This window comes from Methylobacterium sp. E-046, from assembly GCF_022829625.1.
Classification (GTDB): domain Bacteria; phylum Pseudomonadota; class Alphaproteobacteria; order Rhizobiales; family Beijerinckiaceae; genus Methylobacterium; species Methylobacterium longum.
The window spans coordinates 123,183-143,134 of the sequence record NZ_JAKSYP010000176.1 but is presented as its reverse complement, the minus strand read 5'-3'; the positions used below and the strand labels follow the sequence as shown (position 1 = coordinate 143,134).

Sequence of the window (19,952 nt, the reverse complement as noted above, 5' to 3'; positions counted from 1 at the left end):
GCCTGCTGCGCGGTTCAGGTGCCGAGGGCCTTGAGCACGTCGCGGGCAGCGCGCTCGCCGTCGAGGGTCGCGCCCCCCACCGTCATGGCCCCGCCGCCGGCCAGGGCCTCGCCGGCGAAGAACACCCGCCCCCCGACGGGTTCGCGCAGGCGGTCCCGGGCGTCGGCGTGGCCTGGCGTCACGATGGAATAGGATCCCCGGGCATGGGGATCCGTCCACCAGCCCGCGAGGCGTCCGGCCAGCACCGCGCCCCGCGCCCGCGCGCCCAGGAGCGCACCGAGACGTTCCGTGGCCAGCGCGACGGCGGCCGGCTCGCCCGCCCGGCAGAGATCGCGGGCGAGATCGCCGCCGAGATTGGCCACCGCCAGGGACCGCCCGAACGGACTCATCTCGAAATAGAGAGTCGGGCCGCCGGTCGCGAGTGAGACCGCGTCGCCGAGCGCCGCCGCATCGACCTTCGCCGGGTCGAGGCGCAGACCGATCTTGGTGTAGGCGCCCATGCGCAGCCCATCGAGCGCGCCCAGCGCCGCGTCGGGCAGGGCGGGCGTGAACCGGATCCCCCCCGCCCTCAGGACCCCCACCGGAACCGTGACGATGACGGCCGCGGCCGTCAGAGCCCCACGCGCGGTCTCCACCCGCACGTCCCGTCCGGACCAGTCGATCGCCCGAACCGGGCAGCCGAGGCTCACCGGCAGATCGGCGAAGTGCCGCGCGACGAGGTCTCCGTACCCGTCGACCCACAGGTCGCTACCGGACCAGAGGCGCGCATAATCGATTGCGGAAACGCGATCGGGATCCTCGCCCAGCGACAGCCGGCTCAAGCCCGCGGCCGCCTGCTCGGCGTCCGGCCCGCCGACGCGCGCCGCCTCGGCCAGCGACGGATCGCCCGCCCCTTTGGGTTCCAACAATGCGTCGAGGCCCGAGAAGCCCGAGCGACGCCGGGCCTTCTCGGCATCCGAGGCGGGCCGGCCGTCGATCGTGAGGGTGCGCGCCCAGCCGTCCTCCCGGGCGAAGCGGGCGCCAGCCTGCCGGGCGATTGGAGCCCAGGGATTGCGCTCGGCCCAGTGGATGTACTCGGCACCCGCATCGAAGGGACAATCCGGCCCGAGGGCCCGCTCGGTGAAGGCGCGGCCACCGATGCGGTCCCGCGCTTCCACGAGGGTGAAGCTCCGTCCAGCCGTCCGCAGGGAGGCCGCCGCGGCCAGGCCGGCCGATCCGGCGCCGACGATCACCACGGGGCAGCCACGGGCCGACGCGCGCAGCGCCGGTGCGGCCAGAAACGCGGATGTGAGGACCGAGCGTCGGGTCGGTCGAAATCGGGTGGATCTCACGGCGCCTCCGATCGGGATCGTCCCGGAGCCGCCGAACGGGGCGACGCGCTAGCCGCGCGCGCCGGGATTGCTCGAGCGCTTCTCCATCATGGCCTTGACCTGCATCAGCTGGTCCCAGACCTGGCCCGGCGACGTGCCGAAGAAGCCGAAGCCGGCGTTCACGCCCCAATAGATGCCGAAGCAGATCAGGGGCACGAGCACCCAGGCGAGAACCTCCTCGCCGCGACGACGGCGCCGCCGGCGAAGGCGACGCTCCTCCCGCCGGGTCAGCTTCTTCGGAGGCGCCGGCTGCGCGACGGGGGGGAGGGGTCCCTCGTGCAGGTTGTCAGTCATCGGGCGCCTCCTCGCCGCGGCGCGCACGCGTCGCGGCGGCGGTCATAGACCGGCGGCTCCTAGCCTGGAAGGCCGCCGGCCAGCCTGCACACCATTAGGCGCGCACCAGTGGCACCTTCGGCACGGTCCGGACGCCGCCACCCGAGCTGCCGCCGCCGCCCTTGTTGTCCTTCGGTGTCTTCTTTCGGGACGCGGTGCGGGGCTTGGCGCGCTTGTGGCGCTTGGTAGCGTTGGTCACGTCCTTCTCGGGCTTGGGCGTGACGGGACCAGCCGGGAAGTCGAAGCCCAGGCCGTCCTTGGCACCGGCCTTGGCCTCGCCGTCCTCCGGCTTGCGCACCACCACGCGGACCGCACCACCATCCTTGAGCTTGCCGAACAGCACCTCGTCGGCCAGCGGCGTCTTGATGGTCGACTGGATCAGCCGGGCCATCGGGCGCGCACCCATCGCGTCGTCGTAGCCGTGCTCAACCAGCCACTCCCGGGCCTCGTCTGAGAGCTCGATGGTGACGTTGCGGTCGGCGAGCTGTGCCTCAAGCTGCAGGACGAACTTGTCGACCACCTTGGCCACGACTTCCTTCGGCAGGTGGCCGAACGAGATGATCGCGTCGAGTCGGTTGCGGAATTCCGGCGCGAACAGGCGGTTGATCGCCTCCACGTCGTCTCCCGTCCGCTTGCTCTGGGTGAAGCCGTAGGCCGACTTCGCGAGGTCCGAGGCCCCCGCGTTCGACGTCATGATGATGATGACGTTCCGGAAATCGACCTGCTTGCCGTTGTGGTCGGTCAGCTTGCCGTGGTCCATCACCTGCAACAGGATGTTGAACAGGTCGGGATGGGCCTTCTCGATCTCGTCGAGCAGCAGCACGCAGTGCGGGTGCTGATCGATGCCGTCGGTGAGCAGGCCGCCCTGATCGAAGCCGACATAGCCGGGTGGTGCGCCGATCAGACGGCTGACCGTGTGGCGCTCCATGTACTCCGACATGTCGAAGCGCAGCATCTCGACGCCGAGCGACGATGCGAGCTGCTTGGCGGCCTCGGTCTTGCCGACGCCGGTCGGACCCGCGAACAGGTACGAGCCGATCGGCTTGTCCGGATCGCGCAGGCCGGCACGCGCCAGCTTGATCGCCGAGGTCAGGGCCTCGATGGCGTTCGGCTGGCCGTAGACCACGCGCTTCAGGTTCTCGGTCAGGTGCTGGAGCACCACCGCGTCGTCCTTGGAGACAGTCTTCGGCGGGATCCGGGCCATCGTGGCGATGGTCGCCTCGATCTCCTTGATGCCGATGGTGCGCTTGCGGCGCGCCTCCGGCACCAGCATCTGCGAGGCGCCGGTCTCGTCGATCACGTCGATCGCCTTGTCGGGCAGCTTGCGGTCGTTGATGTAGCGGGCCGACAGCTCCACCGCGGCCTTCACGGCCTCGGTCGTGTACTTGAGCTTGTGGAACTCCTCGAAGTACGGGCGCAGGCCCTTCACGATCTCGATCGTGTCGGGGATCGACGGCTCGTTGACGTCGATCTTCTGGAACCGGCGCACCAGGGCGCGGTCCTTCTCGAAATACTGGCGGTACTCCTTGTAGGTGGTCGAGCCGATGCAGCGCAGCGTGCCCGAGGCGAGCGCCGGCTTGAGCAGGTTCGACGCGTCCATGGCCCCGCCCGAGGTCGCACCGGCGCCGATCACCGTGTGGATCTCGTCGATGAACATGATGGCGTTCGGGTGCGCCTCGATCTCCTTCATCACCTGCTTGAGGCGCTCCTCGAAGTCGCCCCGGTAGCGGGTGCCGGCGAGCAGCGTGCCCATGTCGAGGGAGAAGACCGTCGCGTCGGCCAGGACCTCCGGCACCTCGTGCTGGATGATCTTGCGCGCCAGCCCCTCGGCGATGGCGGTCTTACCGACACCGGGGTCGCCGACCAGCAGGGGGTTGTTCTTCTGCCGGCGGCAGAGGACCTGGATCGTCCGCTGGACCTCGCTCTCGCGGCCGATCAGCGGGTCGATCTTGCCGTCGCGGGCCTTCTTGTTGAGGTTGACGCAATAGGCGTCCAGGGCGTCGCCCTTCTTCTTGGCGCCGCCGCGGGGATCGCCCTCGTCGCTCGGACGCTCGGACGCGCCCTCGTCCTCGGCGCCGCGCACCGGCTTCGACTCCGACGCACCGGGCCGCTTGGCGATGCCGTGGCTGATGTAGTTGACCGCGTCGTAGCGGGTCATGTCCTGCTCCTGCAGGAAGTAGGCGGCGTGGCTCTCGCGCTCGGCGAAGATCGCCACCAGCACGTTGGCTCCCGTCACCTCCTCGCGGCCCGAGGACTGGACGTGGATCACCGCGCGCTGGATCACGCGCTGGAACCCGGCCGTGGGCTTGGCGTCCTGCCTGCCGTCCCCGGTGAGGTTGGAGAGTTCCGTGTCCACGTAGTCGACGAGGCTGCGCTTGAGCGTGTCGATCTCGACGTTGCAGGCGCGCATGACCGCGGCCGCGTCCTGGTCGTCTACGAGGGCGAGCAGGAGATGCTCCAGCGTCGCGTATTCGTGCCGGCGCTCTCCCGCGAGCGCCAGGGCGCGGTGGAGGGCTTGTTCTAGGCTGCGTGAGAAGCTTGGCAAAGCTGGCCTCTGTGTGGGTGCCTACCGCGAGCGGCGCCTATTTCTTTTCCATAACGCACTGGAGAGGATGTTGGTGTTTGCGTGCGAAGTCCATGACCTGCGTCACCTTGGTCTCCGCCACCTCGTAGGTGAAGACCCCGCACTCGCCGACCCCGTTCTGATGCACGTGCATCATGATCTGGTAGGCGTCCTCGTGGCTCTTGTTGAAGAACCGCTCGACCACCAGCACCACGAACTCCATCGGCGTGTAGTCGTCGTTCAGGAGGAGAACCCGGTAGAGGCTCGGCCGCTTCGTCCGCGTTTTCGTGCGGGTGATGATCGCGGTGTTGGACCGGTCGTCGCCGCCCGGCGTGCGCGACCCGGACGCCGTGATCGCGGTCCGCGCCGGCCGAAGACTCCTCGTCGAACTCGCGGTGCCCTGCATGGGGACCTGTGTCATGTGCGTCGAACCGATCCCTCGATTGGAGCGGGCGTCGCCGGCCCTGGCGGGCGTTCTTGTCCGGGCCCTGCCGGGGGCAGCGCTCAGCTCCACCGCCGGTAATCTACAGACGGTGAGCCGACTTCGCCAGACGCCTGTGCGCACTTGTCCGCCCCGCACAGCTTGTCCCCGGTGCAGGGCCGCCGCGCCCATCCGGCGGCCGGCCCCCGCGCGGCCGCCGGATGGGCGCGGGGATCGCGGCCAGGATCCGACCCGGTCGCCCCGTCGTGGCACAGGTCGCCCCGGGTCGTCACGCGTCACCCTGGCTCCGCAGGCGCGGGTACGGACGGCGCGGGCCTCAGCGGCCTTCCGCAGCCCCGGCGCCCGGCAAGTCGCGTTCAGGCCAGCATGATCCGGTATTCAAAACGCCGGCATTAACGGGCCTGTAACTGCACTTGCCTAACTCTCCGATGATGCAGCGGGGCCACGCAATCGGCGCGGGGCCACGCAGGGGACACGACCGGCCAGCACCGGTCTCGCGAGGCAATCAGGCGTGATGCGTAGCGTAGTAGGCCGCTCCCGGACGATACCCGCGCTGCCGGCCGCCCTGGCGGCCGCGGCGGTCCTGACGGCCCTGGCCGCGCCGGCCGAAGCGAGGCGCGGGCGGCATCACCATCACGTGCGCGCCAGCGGCGGCTACAACCCGCCCTACGCCGCCATGGTGGTGGATGTGAAGAGCGGGAAGACCCTGCACGCGATCAACGAGGACGCCCTGCGCCACCCGGCCTCGATCACCAAGGTCATGACGCTCTACATGCTGTTCGAGCAGATGGAGCGCGGCAAGTTCGCCCTCGACTCGGACCTAACCATCTCGGCGCACGCGGCCGCACAGGCTCCCTCGAAGCTCGGGATCCGGCCGGGGCAGACGATCTCGGTCGAGGACGCCATCAAGGCGATCGTCACGAAGTCGGCGAACGACGTGGCCTGCGCCATCGGCGAGAACATCGCGGGCTCCGAGGAGCGTTTCGCCGAGATGATGACCGCCAAGGCGCGCGCCCTCGGCATGAGCCGGACCCATTACGCGAACGCCTCCGGCCTGCCCGACCCGGATCAGATCACCACAGCCCGCGACCTGACCGTGCTGGCCCGCGCGATCCAGGACCGGTTCCCGCACTATTACCGCTACTTCCAGACGCGATCCTTCGCGTTCCGCGGCCGGGTGATCGGCAATCACAACCACCTGCTGGGCAACGTCCAGGGCGTCGACGGGATCAAGACCGGCTACACCCGGGATTCCGGCTTCAACCTGATGACCGCGGCGAAGTCCGAGGGCCGCCAGATCGTGGCGATCGTCCTCGGCGGCAAATCCGGCGCGAGCCGCGACCGGATCATGGCCGACCTCGTCCGCTCAAGCCTGCCGCGGGCCTATGCCGGCGCCCGGACGTCCCCGGCGGTCACCGAGGTCGCCGAGCGTGCACGGCCCGCCGTGGTCGCCGACGCGGTCTCGCGGACCCGCACGCAGGTCGCCTCGGCCGACGATGAGGATGTCGAGACCACCGGCACCACCGGCGAGCCCCTCGACCTCGCGCCCAGGGCCACCACGACCCCGGGCGGCGTCTGGAAGCCCGGCCCGCAGGGCCTGCCGAAGGCCGCGCAGGCCTATGCCGGCACGGGCGGCGCCCAGGCGCCCTTCCCGGGCGCGAGCAAGTCGACCGCCCGCGTGGCGTCGGTCGAGCGCGACGAGCCGCCGAAGGCGGTCTCCGGTGCCCGCGTCGTGCCCACCGCCTGGGTGATTCAGCTCGGCGCCATGGACGACGAGGGCAAGGCGCGCTCGATGCTCTCGGAGGCGCGCGCCAAAGTCGGCAGCAGCCTCTCCAAGGCGGCCCCCTACACGGTGAAGGTCGAGCATGGTGGAACGACCCTGTTCCGGGCCCGCTTCTCGGGTTTCGCGGAGCAGGATTCCGCTCAGGAGGCCTGCTCGGCCCTCAAGCGCAGCGGCTTCAGCTGCTTCGCGACCCGGAGCTGAGCGCCACACAATTCCGCGACGCAGGTGCGCGTCGGACCGGTGATGCCGCGGCATGTCCGCCCGCGGCCGAGACTCTGTTGATCCGTAGATCCCTGACAACGCGCGTGGAGTTTAGCGATGTCGGTTCAGAAGCCTGTCCCGGGCCGCGTTGACGCGCGCCGCCCGTTCGGCGCTCCCCCCCTGGTCGGGGTGGGCGCGCTTCATGAGAGACCGGTGGGTCGCCCGGATCTCCTCAGCGGTCGCCCCGCGCTGAAGCCCCAGGATCTGGTACGCCTCCTCCTGCGACATCGCCCCTGGATTCGGCGCGCGGCGCGGCCCCGGGTCTCGATCGCGCTCAGCGTCTACACGCCATCCGGGCGCCCGGCGGTCGAGATACGGCTCTAGCAGCGCGACGCCCGCGGCATCGCGCAGGCGGCAGTGCCGCAGCAGCTCGATCACCGCGTCGACGGGCATGGCGTCGAGCCAAGCGCCCGCGGCCGGGCCCGCGACGACCCGGCCCGTATGCAGGCTGCCGTCGGGATGCAGCATGGCCTCGAGGAGCGCTGTCCGGACGCGGCGCTCCTGACGCTCGCGTCGCCGTTGGCCGAACGGCTGCGTGACGAGGCCGCGCAGGCGCGCGGTCATCGCCGCCGGCCCCTCGATCATCCAGACGCCCCCGAGACCGAGAAGCGCGGCGAGGACGAAGTTGCCGCGGAGCAGGAGGAAGCCGGCGGCCAGCAGTGCGAAGGCGCCGAAGGCCGGCCATCGCGCCGGGCCCAGCCCCGTACCCGTCCTCGTGCCCAGCGCCGCGCCGATGCCTCGGCCGACGGCGCGTTTCAACCGGCGGCCGAGTCCCCCGCTGTTCTTCGACCACCACCACAGGGTCAGGCAGGCGAGCAGGCCGGCGAACAGCACCATCGTTCAGCGCCGCGCGCCGGACGCGGCCGTGACCCGGCCGCCGATCTGCACCGTCGTCCCGTAGCCGAGGTCGTAGACCCCGCTCCGGCGCGGCTTCGCCTGGTCGGATCCGGCCTCGCAACCGGGTGGCGGCGGCAGGCGTACGCCCTCGGGCAGATCGTCCGGGCAGAGGCGGGACCGCAGCGGCCGTTCCGCAGCCGGTGCGATGCCCCCCGTGACGGCGCAGAGGAGCGCGACGAGCGGCCAGACCTTCATCGGCGGTTCTCCGCGACGTCCGTTGTGGTGATCCGGACCTGCCGCACCCGCCCGCCGCGCTCGACCTTCAGCGTGACAGAGGTGCCGAGGCCCGCCTCTTCCATGGCCGCCGTGAGGTCGGCGAGCCTGTGGACCGGGCGCCCGTTGGCCTCGACGATCACGTCGCCGATATCGCCGGTCTGCAGATCGACGCCGCGCAGGCCCGCCTGGGCGGCCGGGGTGCCCGGAAGGACCCGCACGATCACCACGCCGTCGATCCCGAGGCGCGCCGTGGCCGCCTCCTGCGCTGCGATGATCCCGATGCCGGGATTGCGCACACGGCCCACCCGGATCAGTTCCGGCACCACCCGGTTCACCACGTCGACGGGGATGGCGAACCCGATGCCGGCACTGGCACCCGAGGGCGAGACGATGGCGGTGTTGACTCCGATCAGCCGGCCCGCGGAATCGAGCAGCGGCCCGCCGGAATTGCCCGGATTGATCGCCGCGTCCGTCTGGATGACGCCGGAGAGTTCCCGCCCCTCGCTGGTCGGCATTCGCCGCCGCACGGCGCTGATCACCCCCGTGGTCAAAGTGTGGTCGAGGCCGAACGGGTTGCCGATCGCGAATGTTGATTGTCCGACCTTGAGGTCCGCCGAGGTCCCGATCGCCAGCGGCGGGGGCATCCGTGTGACCCGCCCGAGCCGGAGGACCGCGAGGTCGTAGGACGGCGCCATCCCGACCAGGGTTGCCGGGACAACGGTGCCGTCGCTCATCCGGACCGAGACGGAGCCGCCGCTCTGCGCCGCGTTCTGGACCACGTGGGTGTTGGTGACCACGTGGCCGGCGCCGTCCCAGACGAAGCCGGTCCCCGTCTGCGTTCCGCTCTGCTCGCCGCTGCCTTCGTCGAGGTCGAGCAGGTCGCGGTTCTGCGCCGCGGCCTGCGCGAAGACGTGAACGACCGACGGGCTCGCCTGCTCGAACAGGGCGATCGTGGCCGTCTCGGATTGCGCCAGATCGCCGCGAGCCGTCACTGCCCGCGGCGCGTCGGCCGAGTAGAGCAGCGGCTGCAGGTAGGGCTGGGCGACGTAGAGCGCCAGCAGGACCAGAACCGCGGCGACCACGATGCGCACGGTACGATCCGGCACGAATGTCTCCGATCCCGAGCCCATCGCGGGCAGGAGCCTTAAGTGCGCGTTCAGGATCGGAGCGTCAACACGGAGAGGCGCCGTCGCCGGCGTGCCCGAGACGTGTCCTGGCGCACGGCGGCGAGCGGCGCAGACTGGCTAACGGAATGGTCATCATTCGGGAGCCACAATTCTCGCAAGTTCACGGTAGGATCTAAGCGCTCTTTACGGACACGGAACATCGTACCAGGCCTGTTATGGTGCCCAGGCGCTGAAGGCTGGTTTCTGAAGCCGCCCACATTGACCGCAAAGATGCCGCAGAGATGCTTGCATTGACGCTCAGAACCACCATCTCCGCCGCCCTCCGGTTGCGTTCGGCGGCGGCGATCTGAACGGTCCCAAACGGTTCGGAAGGACGAGTACCCATGGAAACCGAAGCTCTGGAACGGCCGGCCGATCTGACGATCTGGCGCACGGCCCCGGCGAGCACCCCACTGGCGCAGCCCGAGCGCTACGGCACCCTGCGCGAGGCGATCGCGGCCGCCGCCGGCGCCCTGGCCGACCCGGCCAAGCAGCCCTGGATCATCACGGAGGAGGGCGAGATCCTCTCCCCGAACTGGATCCGCACCTACCTGAACTGACAGCGTCCCGGTCGAAGATCGGGGATACCGGGGACGGCGGTGCGCGATCGGCCGGCTGGGACCGCCGCACGGCGCCCGTGGCGGAACTCAGCCCGCAGGGAGGCCCAAGTCGTCCCGAGGCCGCGCCGCGCGGGATCCGGATGCGCCGACGTATCCGGGTTCCGCACTGACGGCGGTTCCGGAGTCCGGGCCCGCCCGTGGCGCTTCGCACCGGCGACGCCTCATCGGTAGGGCACCGATTTCGCCGGGTCTCACTCCGCCGCGTCTGACTGCCGGTATCCCTCGATCCCGACCTGATCGGGGTTGATCGCGTGCAGCGCACGTCGGGCCGCCTCCAGCGGATGCTCGGCCTCGATCCGGACGGAGCTGAGATCGGGGCTCTTGTAGACCGTCACGATGGTGTCCATCACCTCGGTCAGCGTGGTGCGCTTGTCCTCGGGCGCGGCGATCAGCAATTGCAGGCCCCAGGCCCTGTAGAGATCGACCAGCGCCTGGCTGTTGCGCACGTCGAGCTTCGAGAAGGCTTCGTCGAGCAGGCACAGGCCCAGGCCCGGGTGCTCGTCCCCCGGCCGGTCGCCCGGATAATACGCGCTCGCCAGCGACGCGGCGATCGCCACGTAGAACGGCGCCTGCGCTTCCCCGCCGGAACCGCGCAGGGCGCGCGCCGACATGGTGGTGCGATTGCCCGCCCGGTCGCGCATGCCGATCTCGTAGACGAAGTAGTTGCGGTAATCCGCGAGGCGCCCCGCCTCCTCGTCGCCCGCGATGAGCGCGGTGATCTCCTCCAGCGCCGCCGCCATGGGACCCTCGGCCTCGCCGGCGAGGAGTGCCTGGGCGGCCTCCGGGGAGCGGGCCGTCTCCGTGGCGAGGGCGTGGACAGCGGCGTAGCGGCGGTCCACCGCGGCCTCGAAGGCGTAGATCTGGCCCGTGAAGCTGCGGGCGGAGAGCCGCTCGTTCAGCGCCTCCAGCCGGGCATGGACCCGTTCGAACCGGTCCGCGAGGCGCGTCAGCAGATCCTCGGTCATGAGGCGGCGCATCTCGATCACGGCCCGCTCCGCCTGGGCCCGGTAGCGCCGCAGCTCGTGGCCCTCCACGGCCTCGTATTCCCGCCGGACCCAGGCGAACCCGTCGATCGCCGGGGCGTCGCCCGCGTGAAGCGGATTCTCCACCCGCCACGCCGCGCAGGCCTCGGCCAGTTCCCGCTCGGCCACGCGCCCATGGGAGCGGGCGGCCTCCGCGGCCTCCCGCGCGAGGCCGCGCTCGGACGTCGTCCGTGAGCCGGCAGCCTTGGCATCGAGGCCCGCCAGGGCGGTCCGCGCCTCCGCGATCACCGTCGGGTGGAACGGCTCCGAGCGCGCGAGGCGGACCTTGGCGGCATCGCCACTCATGAGCTGGCGCAGGGCCGCGCGACGGCCCGAGAGCGCGGCGCGGGCAGCCTCGCGCATGGTGACCAGCCGGGCGCGCAGAGCCGCCTCGTCGGCGAGCAGCCGGTCGAGCTTCGGCTCAAGCTCCTCCGACAGCTCCCGCAGGTAGCCGCCCCGCTCCGCCGTGAGCGCCGCGATCTCGGCAGCGAGCCCGGCGGTGTCGCGCTTCTCGATATCGGCGCGCTCCGTCTGGAGGGTGCGCCGCCGTCCGTCGAGGCCGTCGAGCTCGGCCCGCAGCGTCTCGACGTCTTCGAGGCCCCGCGCGATGCGGGCGCGGATCGCCGAGGCGGTGCGGGCAGCCTCGCGCAGCACCGCCGCCTCGCCCCGCAGGCGCCGCGCCTCGGCGACCGCGATCTCGTGGGCGCGGCGGCTGTCGACGGTGGGCCCGCGGTGGCCGCGGGTCATCAGCAGATCGACGCTGCGCGTGACCGAGTAGGCCATGCCGGCGGTGGTGCGCCCGCTCGGCGCGACCGCCCGGGCGAGGCGCGCGAGTTCGGCATCGTCGCGGGCGAGGTCGTAGCCCCCGAGCCGCACGCCGAGGAACGCTTCCGCGTGCGGATCGGCCGTCTCGATGACCGTGAGCGGCCCGTCGTCGTAGCGGCGTGCCCGCTGCTTGGCGGTGTCGGTGGTCTTGACCAGGATGCAGCGGTGAAACCGGTCGCGCCCGTATTGCAGGACGCCGAGCGCCTCGTGCAGCCGGTCGGGCGGCACCACCAGCGCCTCGCGGGCGCGCCCCAGCAGCCCCTCGAGGGCCGGCCCCCAGGCCGGATCCACGATCTCGGCCAGTTCGCAGACCGGCACTGCCTCGATGCCGCGGCGCGCCAGCTCGCCCCGGAACGCCACCGTATCCGATGACAGGCGCGCCGTCGGACCGGCGCCGGTGCGCGGCGCGGTGCGCTCGGCCTCGCTCTCCTGGGCGCGGGCCTTCAAAGCGGCGTCCTCGGCGGCACGCTCCAGCGCCTCGTCGAACTCGGGAAGTCGTCCCAGCCCCTCGACCAATTCGGCCAGGGGCCCCTCCGGGCGCAGGATTTCCTCGGGCGGCGCTTCCCGCCGCAGCCCGGCACGGAGGCAGGCCTCGGCGAGGCGGGCCGCCGGCGGGCAGCTCTGCCGCAGGATCGGCGTGACCGGCTGAAGCTTGCCCATCTGGCCGATGAGGCTGACGAGGTCGGCGGTCCGGGCGACCAGGTCCTTGCGGTCGCGGTCCAGCATCGAGAGGCCCAGCGTCGAGGCGGCGAGCCGCCCTTCCGCGGCGCTGGCGGCGGCGAGCGCCTTCTTCTCCGCGATCTCGCCGTCGATCTCCCGCACGTGACCGCGGCTCGCGGCGACGCGCTCCCGGGCGATGCGCAGGGTGTCGGTCCCCTCGCGCAGGCGCGCCCGGACGGCGACGAGGTCGAGGCTGCGGCGGCGCAGATCGGCACCCGCCGCGCGCAGTTCGTGGATCGCGGCGTCGAGCACCGCGTCGCTCCAGGCGTCGTAGCGATCGCGCAGGCGGCGCAGGCGCGCCAGCCGGCTCTCCAGCTCTGCGATGGTCTCCAGGAGGCGGCGCCAGTTGGCGATCGAGTGCCGCACGCGCTCGACGTCCAGCGGCTCGGGATCGAGCACGAAGGCGCGGACGAACGCGCTGGTGTCGAAGATCGGCTTGAACGCCACCGCGTTGGCGAAGCTGCGCAGGAAGTGGCGGGGCTCCGGCGCCGGCGCCCCCTCGCGCAGGGTCGCCAGCACGTCGGCCGTGAAGCGCTCGCCGGAGGTGCGGTACTCGGTGAAGCTTGCCGCCTTGGCGCGCAGGTCGAGGGCGATCTCGCTCCACGGGGCCGTGAAGCTGCCCCCCGGGGCCGTCCGGGCGTAATCGGCGATCTCGAACCGGTGCCCGACCGCGATGAAGCGTGACAGCACCGTCTCCTTCGGCTCGACCGCCCGGGCCGCGAGCGCGAGGCCGACCGTGACCACCCGGCCCGATGCGGCGTTCTCGAAGACCAGGGCCAGCACCGTCTCGCAGGATTCCCGGGTCGGGCGTCCGCCCTCGGCCGGGTCGCTAATCCAGCCGAGGCAATAATCGCGCACCGTGCGGGCGCTGCGCCCGGAGGCCGAGGCGTTGAGCGCGAGACGGCTGGCGTTGTTGCCGGCTAGCACCGTGCCGACCGCGTCGAAGATCGTGGACTTCCCGGCGCCCGTCGGCCCGACGAGGGCCGCGGCGCCGCGCAGCCGGATCTGCTCGCGGCGGATCAGGTACCAGTTCGAGATGGCGATATCGGTGAGAACGTACACGATGCGGGTGGGGCTAGGCCGCTCCTGAGGACATGGGCGGACCTGTTGGCCGGGTTCGCCCGCGTATGCAAGCGCAAGCCACGCCCTGGAGACGGGCGCAATCGCCGGTCGCGACAAACCGCCTTGTCAGCCTGGCGGTGCCATGCATCATGCAAGTCAAATGACAAACCCGGAAGAGTCGCGGCGCATGAAACTGAGCAACAAGCTGAGCGCCCTCATTTTCATGCTGTTATTGGCCGCGATCTTTCAGGGCGGCGTCGCGTCCTACAATTTGAAGTCCATCGATCTTCGCCTTGAACAACTGCTCGGCGCGGCCCTTCCATCCATGAATGCCGCTCAGGGGATCGAGGCGCTGGTGGTTCGCGGGCGCTTGCTGCCGGTCCGGTTCGCGACGGCGGACACCGAATCGGAGCGCGCCGCGAGCCGGAAGGAGTTCGACGAGCTCATCGCGCTGCGCGGCAGACAGGTGGACGCCTACCGCGCCCTGGTCGCCACGCCCGACGAGCAGGCCCTCTACGACGATCTGAGGGCGAAGCTGAAGCTGCAGCGCTACGACTGGGACCGGCTGAGCGCGTTCTCGGTGGATCAGCGCGAGCAGGCCATGGCCTATTATCGGGGCGCAATGAACACGCGCTACGCCGCGGCCCTGGCGGCGGCACACGCGCTGGCAGACCTCCACGTCCGGCGCGTCGACCAAGCCGGCCGCGCGGCGCGGGAGAGCCAGGCGAGCGCCCTCCGGTGGACGCTGATCATCCTCATCGGCGCGCTGTTCATCGCGTCGGCCGCGATGCTGTACGCGTTCCTGGGCGTGTCGCGGCCTCTGACGCAGATGACGGCGGCGATGCGCAGCGTGGCCGCCGGGGACACGGCATGCCGGCTGCCGTCGATGCGTCGGCGGGACGAGATCGGCGCCATGTCGGCCGCCGTCCACGTCTTCAAGCAGAACCTGTTGCGTGCCCGCGCCCTGGAGGCGGAGGCCGCGCAGGCCCGCGCCGACGCGGAGGCGCAGCGCCGGGAGGCGGCCCGGCATCTCGCCGACCGCTTCGAGACCGCCATCGGCGGAATCACGGGCTCCTTCGCGGACGCGACCGTGCATCTGCGCTCGACTGCCGAGCGGCTGAGCGCGACGGCGACGCAGACGGCGGGACGGTCGACCAGCGCCGCCGTCGGCGCCGAGGAGGCTTCCGCGAACGTCGCGACCGTGGCGGCGGCGGCCGAGGAACTGGGCGCGTCGATCGGCGAGATCGGCCGTCGGGTCGGCGCCTCCACGGATCTGGCGAGGGCCGCGGTCGGCGAGGCGGCCACGACGGCCCACCTCGTCCAGGATCTCTCCGCGGCCGCGCGCCGGGTCGGACAGGTCATCGACACGATCGCGGCCATCGCCGGCCAGACGAACCTGCTCGCCCTCAATGCGACCATCGAGGCCGCCCGCGCGGGCGAGGCGGGCCGCGGCTTCGCGGTCGTGGCCGCGGAGGTGAAGGCCCTCGCGGACCAGACCGCTGGGGCCACCACGCGGATCACGGTTCAGATCGCGCAGATCCAGGGTTCGACCGGGCTGGCCGTGCAGGCCATCGCGGGTATCGCGGCCCGTATCGGCGAGATCAGCGACTTGGCGGCCGCGGTCGCCGCCGCCGTGGAGCAGCAGGGCGCGGCCACGCAGGAGATCGTCCGCAACGTCGCTGCGGCGGCGATCGGTACGGCATCGGTCACAGCCAACGTCAGCGGGGTCGCCGGCGCCGCCGGAGAGACCGGCGCGGCCGCCGCGCAGGTCCTGGCCTCCACCTCCGAGATGTCGCGTCAGGCGGCGCAGCTCGGTTCCGAGGTCGCGCGCTTCCTGGCGACGGTTCGGGCGGCCTGATCGCGGCCGGCCGGTTTCATCCCTCCGCGGCCTCAGTCCAGGCCCGCAGGCGTTCCAGCCACGCGTCGGAGGCCAGCACCGCCAGCCCCGGCAGGAGCGAGAGCGGCGTGACCCTCTCGACCCGGTCGCGCTCGCCCAGCCGCAGGCCGCCGCGCCGGGCGTAGAGGCGCAGGATGTCGGCGAGCCGGCCCTCCTCGGGCGGCTCGTTGCGGGCCACGGTGCGGATCTTCTCGACGATCTCGTCGGTGGTGCACTCGACGATCCCGTCCGTGCCGGCCCGGTGATCGCGCAGGCCTTCCTCGTAGAGCAGCCGGAGCGCCAGGAGCACCAGGGTCTCGTCCTTGCGCAGGCGCTCGGAGGCGATGTCGTGGCGCGGCGCGTCCGCGGCCGGACTGAGGGACACCATCTGGTCGCGATGGGTCACCGTGAGCGCGTAGCCGAGGCACGCGAAGTAATCGGTGAAGAACGGCGCGTAGTGCCGCGCCAGTTCGTAGGAGCGGCCGATGCCCGGGGTGTCGGCGTAGATCACCTGTCCCTTCAGCAGGACCTGAAGGGCGCGGGTCAGCTCCTCGGCGTCCGGGGCCCGGGCGCCGGGCGGCGGAAGCTCGTCGCCGTCGATGATGGCGCGGAAACCCTCAAGCACCGCGCCGCCGCTCCAGCACGAAATCCGGGCAGTCGAGCCAGCCGTTGGTCACGCGCCCGTTCAGGCGCGCGACGGTGAAGCGCTCGCCGAGCCGGGCGTCGAACAGCACGTCGATCTCGCGCAGACGCTGGAACACAATGAAATCGTCGACGTCCGTGATCGCGATCTGCGAGCCGCGCAGCGTCAGCGCCCGGCCGAGCCGGGCCTCCACGAAGGCGGTCATGCTCTCGGGCGTCACGGTCGTGCGGCGGCGGAATTCCGCCTTGGCGGCCGCGAAGGCATCCACCACCGGATCGTCCTCCAGATCGGGCAGGGGCTCGACGTCGATCGCGCTCTTGCGCGCCCGCGGCGCCTGAAGGTGCGCGGGGCCGATCGGTGGACGCAGCAGCGCGACATCGGGCGCCACCGTCGGCGCGATCTCCGACAGGCCGATGGCCCGCAGCATCGCGGCGGCGCGCTCGACGCCGCTGGGGTCCGGCCGATCCATGACGTGGAGGGCCGCGCCGATCCGCCGCTCCAGGCGGGCCACGACGGCGTCGACCGCGTCGAGATGGTTGTCGAGGCCCTCGAACACCGCGAGGATCTGCGCCAGATCCGAGCGGATCGCCCGCTGAGCCGTGTCGAGGTCGGGGCTGCGCCCCTCCCGGATCAGCCCCTCGGCCAAGGCCCGGATCGTGAGGGCGTCGCGCAGCGCCCGGCCGGCCTCGCGGACCACGCTGGCGCGGAAGCGGAACGGATTGAAGCGGGTGTGCAGCGTCCGGTAGTCGCTGATCAGGTGGCGCTCGACGAACTCCTCGAAGAACAGCCGGAAGGTCTTGGCCCGATCCGGCTCGCGCAGGATCCGCTCCTCGACCTTGCGCATCCCGGCGGCGAGCCCGCGCACGTGGGAGAGGAAGGCGGCGGCGGCCCGAGCGGCGTTCGACAAGGCCTCCGAGCGACTTCCAGGATCCGACAGGGCGCTCTCCAGCCCCCCCAGGACCTCCAGCACGGCGCCGCCATAGGAGCGCGTCTCGCCGCGCTCCAGCCGCGACAGCTCCTCCAGGAGCAGGCGGGCCTCGGGGTCGAATTCCACCACCGGCACGTAGCGCTCCCGGCGCTCGATCAGCCAGCCGGTCTCGAGCAGGCGCCGGTAGAGCGCCGCCCGGCGCTCGGCCGGGTCGGCGGAGATCGGCTCGTCGCCGCCGACCTCCGGATCGCTCCAGCCGGCAGCGAAGTCGCCGATCTCAGCGAGTAGTTCGGCCTTGCGGACCGGTTCCGCGCCGAGGACGCGCCGGTGCAGGTGCAGGAGCAGGGCGGCGTTGAAGCCGCGGCTCGACGCGGCCAGCGGCTTGAACAGCTCGTCGGGCAGCTGCGCGAACAGCATGGTTCCAGCCTCTCGCCGTCGCGCAGCCCGACCGTTACTTCGCGCCGAGGAGTTCGACGTCGAAGATCAGCGTGGCGTTCGGCGGGATCACGCCGCCGGCCCCCCGGGCGCCGTAGCCGAGCTGTGGCGGGATGATCAGGGTGCGCTTGCCCCCGGTCTTCATCGTGGCGACGCCCTCGTCCCAGCCCTTGATGACCTGTCCGGCCCCGAGCGGGAAGGAGAAGGGCTGGTTGCGGTCGCGGGAGGAGTCGAACTTCTTGCCCTTCTTGCCGCCCTCGTCGAGCCAGCCCGTGTACTGGACGGTGACCTGCTGGCCGGCCTTCGGCTCCGGCCCCGTCCCGACGACTTCGTCCTGGTACCGAAGGCCCGAGGGCAGGGTCACGATCTCGGCAGTGGCAGCTGTGGTCATGGCGATCAACGCGGCTCCGGTGATGAGGGACAGGCGAGGCATGGTTTCTCCCTGGGACCGGCGCCGTCCGCGCCGGCCGTCGGCAGGCCTTCTACCGGCTCGCGCCGGTCCAGGCCAGCGACAGGGCGGCGCCAGGCTCCATGCCCCTCATCGCCACCGCGATCATGCCCCTTCCGGGTAGCCCGCGGGAGGGGCGAGCCGGCGTTCCTCAACCTGAGCGATGGCGCGCAGGTCCGGCACCGGGCGCAGGTGCGTCGGGACCGAGCCCCACGGGCGCCGCGCGGCGGCACAGATCGACCGGCAGGGACGCTTCGCGCTGGCGCGTCCGGATCCTTCGGGCCGCGCGACGCCGACGGACCTCAACCGCGTCAGGTCTCGGGCCGGTATCGCCCGGCGAGCATTCCGGCGAAGTGCGCCATCAGTCGGCGGGCGACCTCGTCCTTGCCGAGGCGCGGCCAGGACTCGACTGAGCCGTCCCGGCCGATCAGGTGAACGGCGTTGTCGATACCCCCCATGACGCCGCCCTCGGCCGACACGTCGTTCGCCACGATCAGGTCACAGCCCTTGCGGGCGATCTTGGCTCGCGCGTGGTCGAGGACCGCCTCGGTCTCGGCGGCGAAGCCGACCACGAGGGGTGGGCGACCCGTCGGCATCCGGGCGACCGTGGCGAGGATGTCGGGATTCTCCACCAGCGGCATCGGCGCAGGACCGGCGCCGTCCTTCTTGATCTTCTTCGCGCCCGCCTCCCGCTCCGGGCGCCAATCGGCCACCGCGGCGGCGAAGACGGCGATGTCGGCCGGGAGTGCCGCCTCGACGGCCGCCAGCATCTCCCGGGCGCTCTCGACCCGGACGACGCCGACGCCCGGCGGATCGGGGATCCCCACCGGCCCGGACACGAGGGTCACGGCGGCGCCCGCCCGCGCGGCGGCGGCCGCGATCGCGTGGCCCTGGCGGCCGGACGAACGGTTGGCGATGTAGCGGACCGGATCGATCGGCTCGTGGGTCGGTCCGGAGGTCACGAGCACGCGGCGGCCCGCCAGCACCTGCTCACCGGAGCGCCCGCCCAGCAGCCGCTCCAGGGCGTCGGCGATCTCGTTGGGCTCGGCCATGCGGCCCGGGCCGCTCTCCGCCTCCGCCATCCTGCCGGCATTGGGGCCGACGATCCGCACGCCGTCGCCCTCCAGGGTCGCGCGGTTGCGGCGCGTGGCGGGATGGGCCCACATCTGCACGTTCATGGCCGGCGCGATCAGGATCGGCAGGGTCGTGGCCAGCAGGACCGTCGTCGCGAGGTCAGCGGCGTGGCCGCCGGCCATGCGGGCCATCAGGTTGGCGGTGGCGGGCGCCACCACCACGGCATCCGCCTGACGGGCTAGTTTGATGTGGCCGATCTCGGCCTCGGAGGCCCGATCGAACAGGTCGGTATGGGCGCGCTCCCCGGCCAGCGCGGCGGCGGCCAGCGGTGTCACGAATTCCTGCGCGCCCTCGGTCAGCAGGGGGCAGACGCTCGCGCCGCGCTCGCGCAGGCGCCGGATCAGGTCGAGGGCCTTGTAGGCCGCGATCCCGCCGCCGATGACGAGGAGGACACGGCGTTGCGCGAGGGTCTCGATCATGCCGGGGACCCTCTGCGCGTCGGGCCGGACCCGTCAAGCGCGCTCACGCGGCGGCAGGAACCGCGGACGTCTTCAGACCGCCGAAGCGGCGCTCGCGGCGGGCGAACTCGGCCACGGCCTCGGCCAGGTCGTCGGGGCCGAAATCCGGCCACATCCGCTCGGTGAAATGCAGCTCCGCGTAGGCCGCTTCCCACAGCATGAAGTCCGACAGGCGCCGCTCGCCGCCGGTGCGGATCAGCAGGTCCACCTCGACCGGCGACCCGTGCATCGGGCCGGCCAGGAGCGCGCCGAAGCTCTCGCGCGTCACCGCGTCCGCGCCGTGAAGCGTCTGCGCCGCCGCGATGATCGCGTCGCGGGCCGAGTAGTCCACGCAGATCCGCAGGTGCAGGCGGGTGCCGGACGCGGTCGCCGCCTCCGCCGCCAGGATGGCCTCGGGGATGCCGTCCGGCAACCGGTCGCGGCGGCCCACGACGCTGAGCCGCGTTCCCGTCCGGGCGAGCCTCTGGGTCTCGTTGCGCAGGTAGGAGCGCAGGAGGCGCATCAGGCCGCCGACCTCCTCCACCGGGCGCTGCCAGTTATCCGCCGAGAAGGCGTAGAGCGTGAGCGTGCCGATGCCGTGATCCGGGCAGGCCTCGGCGGTGCGACGGATCGCCTCGACGCCGCGGTGATGGCCGGCGAGCCGCGGCAGGCCGCGCTGCGTCGCCCAACGCCCGTTGCCGTCCATGATGATCGCGGCGTGCAGGCCCTTGGGCTCCGCTTCGCTCTGCATCGAAAAGTCTCCCGGCATGG

The 19,952-nt window shown here is 71.9% G+C and carries 16 protein-coding genes; 3 read left to right on the top strand and 13 right to left on the bottom strand.

Annotation, left to right across the window (positions count from 1 at the left end):
* Positions 1 to 14 precede the first annotated feature (14 nt).
* The 4 genes from MKK82_RS17600 to clpS form a co-directional block, all read right to left on the bottom strand.
* Entirely contained in the window at positions 15 to 1,331 is a 1,317-nt protein-coding gene (locus tag MKK82_RS17600; protein ID WP_243986354.1) for a flavin monoamine oxidase family protein, read from the bottom strand.
* 48 nt (positions 1,332 to 1,379) lie between these two features.
* Entirely contained in the window at positions 1,380 to 1,664 is a 285-nt protein-coding gene (locus tag MKK82_RS17595) for a hypothetical protein (RefSeq protein ID WP_238287326.1), read from the bottom strand.
* Between the two features lie 94 nt (positions 1,665 to 1,758).
* On the bottom strand, positions 1,759 to 4,248 hold the full coding sequence (gene clpA / locus MKK82_RS17590) for an ATP-dependent Clp protease ATP-binding subunit ClpA (protein WP_243986352.1): 2,490 nt from the start codon (positions 4,246 to 4,248) through the stop codon (positions 1,759 to 1,761).
* A 37-nt stretch (positions 4,249 to 4,285) separates the two neighbouring features.
* The gene (clpS, locus tag MKK82_RS17585; protein WP_238287388.1) at positions 4,286 to 4,672 is read right to left on the bottom strand and encodes an ATP-dependent Clp protease adapter ClpS; all 387 of its coding nucleotides are present in this window, start codon (positions 4,670 to 4,672) and stop codon (positions 4,286 to 4,288) included.
* A gap of 550 nt (positions 4,673 to 5,222) precedes the next feature.
* On the opposite strand from clpS, the gene MKK82_RS17580 reads away from it, so the two are divergent.
* The gene (locus MKK82_RS17580) at positions 5,223 to 6,692 is read left to right on the top strand and encodes a D-alanyl-D-alanine carboxypeptidase (RefSeq protein WP_238287323.1); all 1,470 of its coding nucleotides are present in this window, start codon (positions 5,223 to 5,225) and stop codon (positions 6,690 to 6,692) included.
* A gap of 111 nt (positions 6,693 to 6,803) precedes the next feature.
* Here MKK82_RS17580 and MKK82_RS17575 read toward each other — a convergent pair whose 3' ends face one another.
* The 3 genes from MKK82_RS17575 to MKK82_RS17565 are packed head-to-tail and all read right to left on the bottom strand — an operon-like array spanning position 6,804 to position 8,971.
* The gene (locus tag MKK82_RS17575) at positions 6,804 to 7,589 is read right to left on the bottom strand and encodes a DnaJ domain-containing protein (protein ID WP_238287322.1); all 786 of its coding nucleotides are present in this window, start codon (positions 7,587 to 7,589) and stop codon (positions 6,804 to 6,806) included.
* Positions 7,590 to 7,592: 3 nt separating this feature from the next.
* Positions 7,593 to 7,844 (bottom strand): hypothetical protein, encoded by a 252-nt coding sequence (locus tag MKK82_RS17570; RefSeq protein WP_238287321.1) that lies wholly within the window; start codon positions 7,842 to 7,844, stop codon positions 7,593 to 7,595.
* Positions 7,841 to 8,971: a S1C family serine protease gene (locus tag MKK82_RS17565; RefSeq protein ID WP_238287320.1), complete on the bottom strand. Its 1,131-nt coding sequence runs from the start codon at positions 8,969 to 8,971 to the stop codon at positions 7,841 to 7,843. Before MKK82_RS17565 ends, MKK82_RS17570 begins: the two co-directional genes overlap by 4 nt.
* A 404-nt stretch (positions 8,972 to 9,375) precedes the next feature.
* Here MKK82_RS17565 and MKK82_RS17560 point away from each other — a divergent pair, with 404 nt between their 5' ends.
* A complete protein-coding gene (locus MKK82_RS17560; RefSeq protein WP_238287319.1) occupies positions 9,376 to 9,591 on the top strand; it encodes a hypothetical protein in 216 nt (71 codons plus the stop codon).
* Positions 9,592 to 9,842: 251 nt separating this feature from the next.
* On the opposite strand, the gene MKK82_RS17555 is transcribed toward MKK82_RS17560, so the two are convergent.
* Entirely contained in the window at positions 9,843 to 13,280 is a 3,438-nt protein-coding gene (locus tag MKK82_RS17555; RefSeq protein WP_243986350.1) for an SbcC/MukB-like Walker B domain-containing protein, read from the bottom strand.
* Between the two features lie 187 nt (positions 13,281 to 13,467).
* Between MKK82_RS17555 and MKK82_RS17550 the strand changes: the two genes are divergently transcribed.
* Entirely contained in the window at positions 13,468 to 15,138 is a 1,671-nt protein-coding gene (locus tag MKK82_RS17550; RefSeq protein WP_243986349.1) for a methyl-accepting chemotaxis protein, read from the top strand.
* 16 nt (positions 15,139 to 15,154) lie between these two features.
* Here the strand turns inward: MKK82_RS17550 and MKK82_RS17545 are convergent, their stop codons facing one another.
* The 5 genes from MKK82_RS17545 to MKK82_RS17525 all read right to left on the bottom strand — a co-directional run bounded on the left by MKK82_RS17545 (position 15,155) and on the right by MKK82_RS17525 (position 19,932).
* A complete protein-coding gene (locus tag MKK82_RS17545; protein WP_238287314.1) occupies positions 15,155 to 15,781 on the bottom strand; it encodes a DUF4194 domain-containing protein in 627 nt (208 codons plus the stop codon).
* Positions 15,774 to 17,144: a Wadjet anti-phage system protein JetA family protein gene (locus MKK82_RS17540; RefSeq protein WP_243986348.1), complete on the bottom strand. Its 1,371-nt coding sequence runs from the start codon at positions 17,142 to 17,144 to the stop codon at positions 15,774 to 15,776. Before MKK82_RS17540 ends, MKK82_RS17545 begins: the two co-directional genes overlap by 8 nt.
* 34 nt (positions 17,145 to 17,178) lie before the next feature.
* Positions 17,179 to 17,595, bottom strand: coding sequence for an FKBP-type peptidyl-prolyl cis-trans isomerase (locus tag MKK82_RS17535; RefSeq protein WP_238287311.1), 417 nt, complete (start codon positions 17,593 to 17,595; stop codon positions 17,179 to 17,181).
* Positions 17,596 to 17,921: 326 nt separating this feature from the next.
* Positions 17,922 to 19,163, bottom strand: coding sequence for a bifunctional phosphopantothenoylcysteine decarboxylase/phosphopantothenate--cysteine ligase CoaBC (coaBC, locus tag MKK82_RS17530; protein WP_243986347.1), 1,242 nt, complete (start codon positions 19,161 to 19,163; stop codon positions 17,922 to 17,924).
* Positions 19,164 to 19,206: 43 nt separating this feature from the next.
* Positions 19,207 to 19,932, bottom strand: coding sequence for a di-trans,poly-cis-decaprenylcistransferase (locus MKK82_RS17525; protein WP_238287309.1), 726 nt, complete (start codon positions 19,930 to 19,932; stop codon positions 19,207 to 19,209).
* Between the last annotated feature and the right edge of the window lie 20 nt (positions 19,933 to 19,952).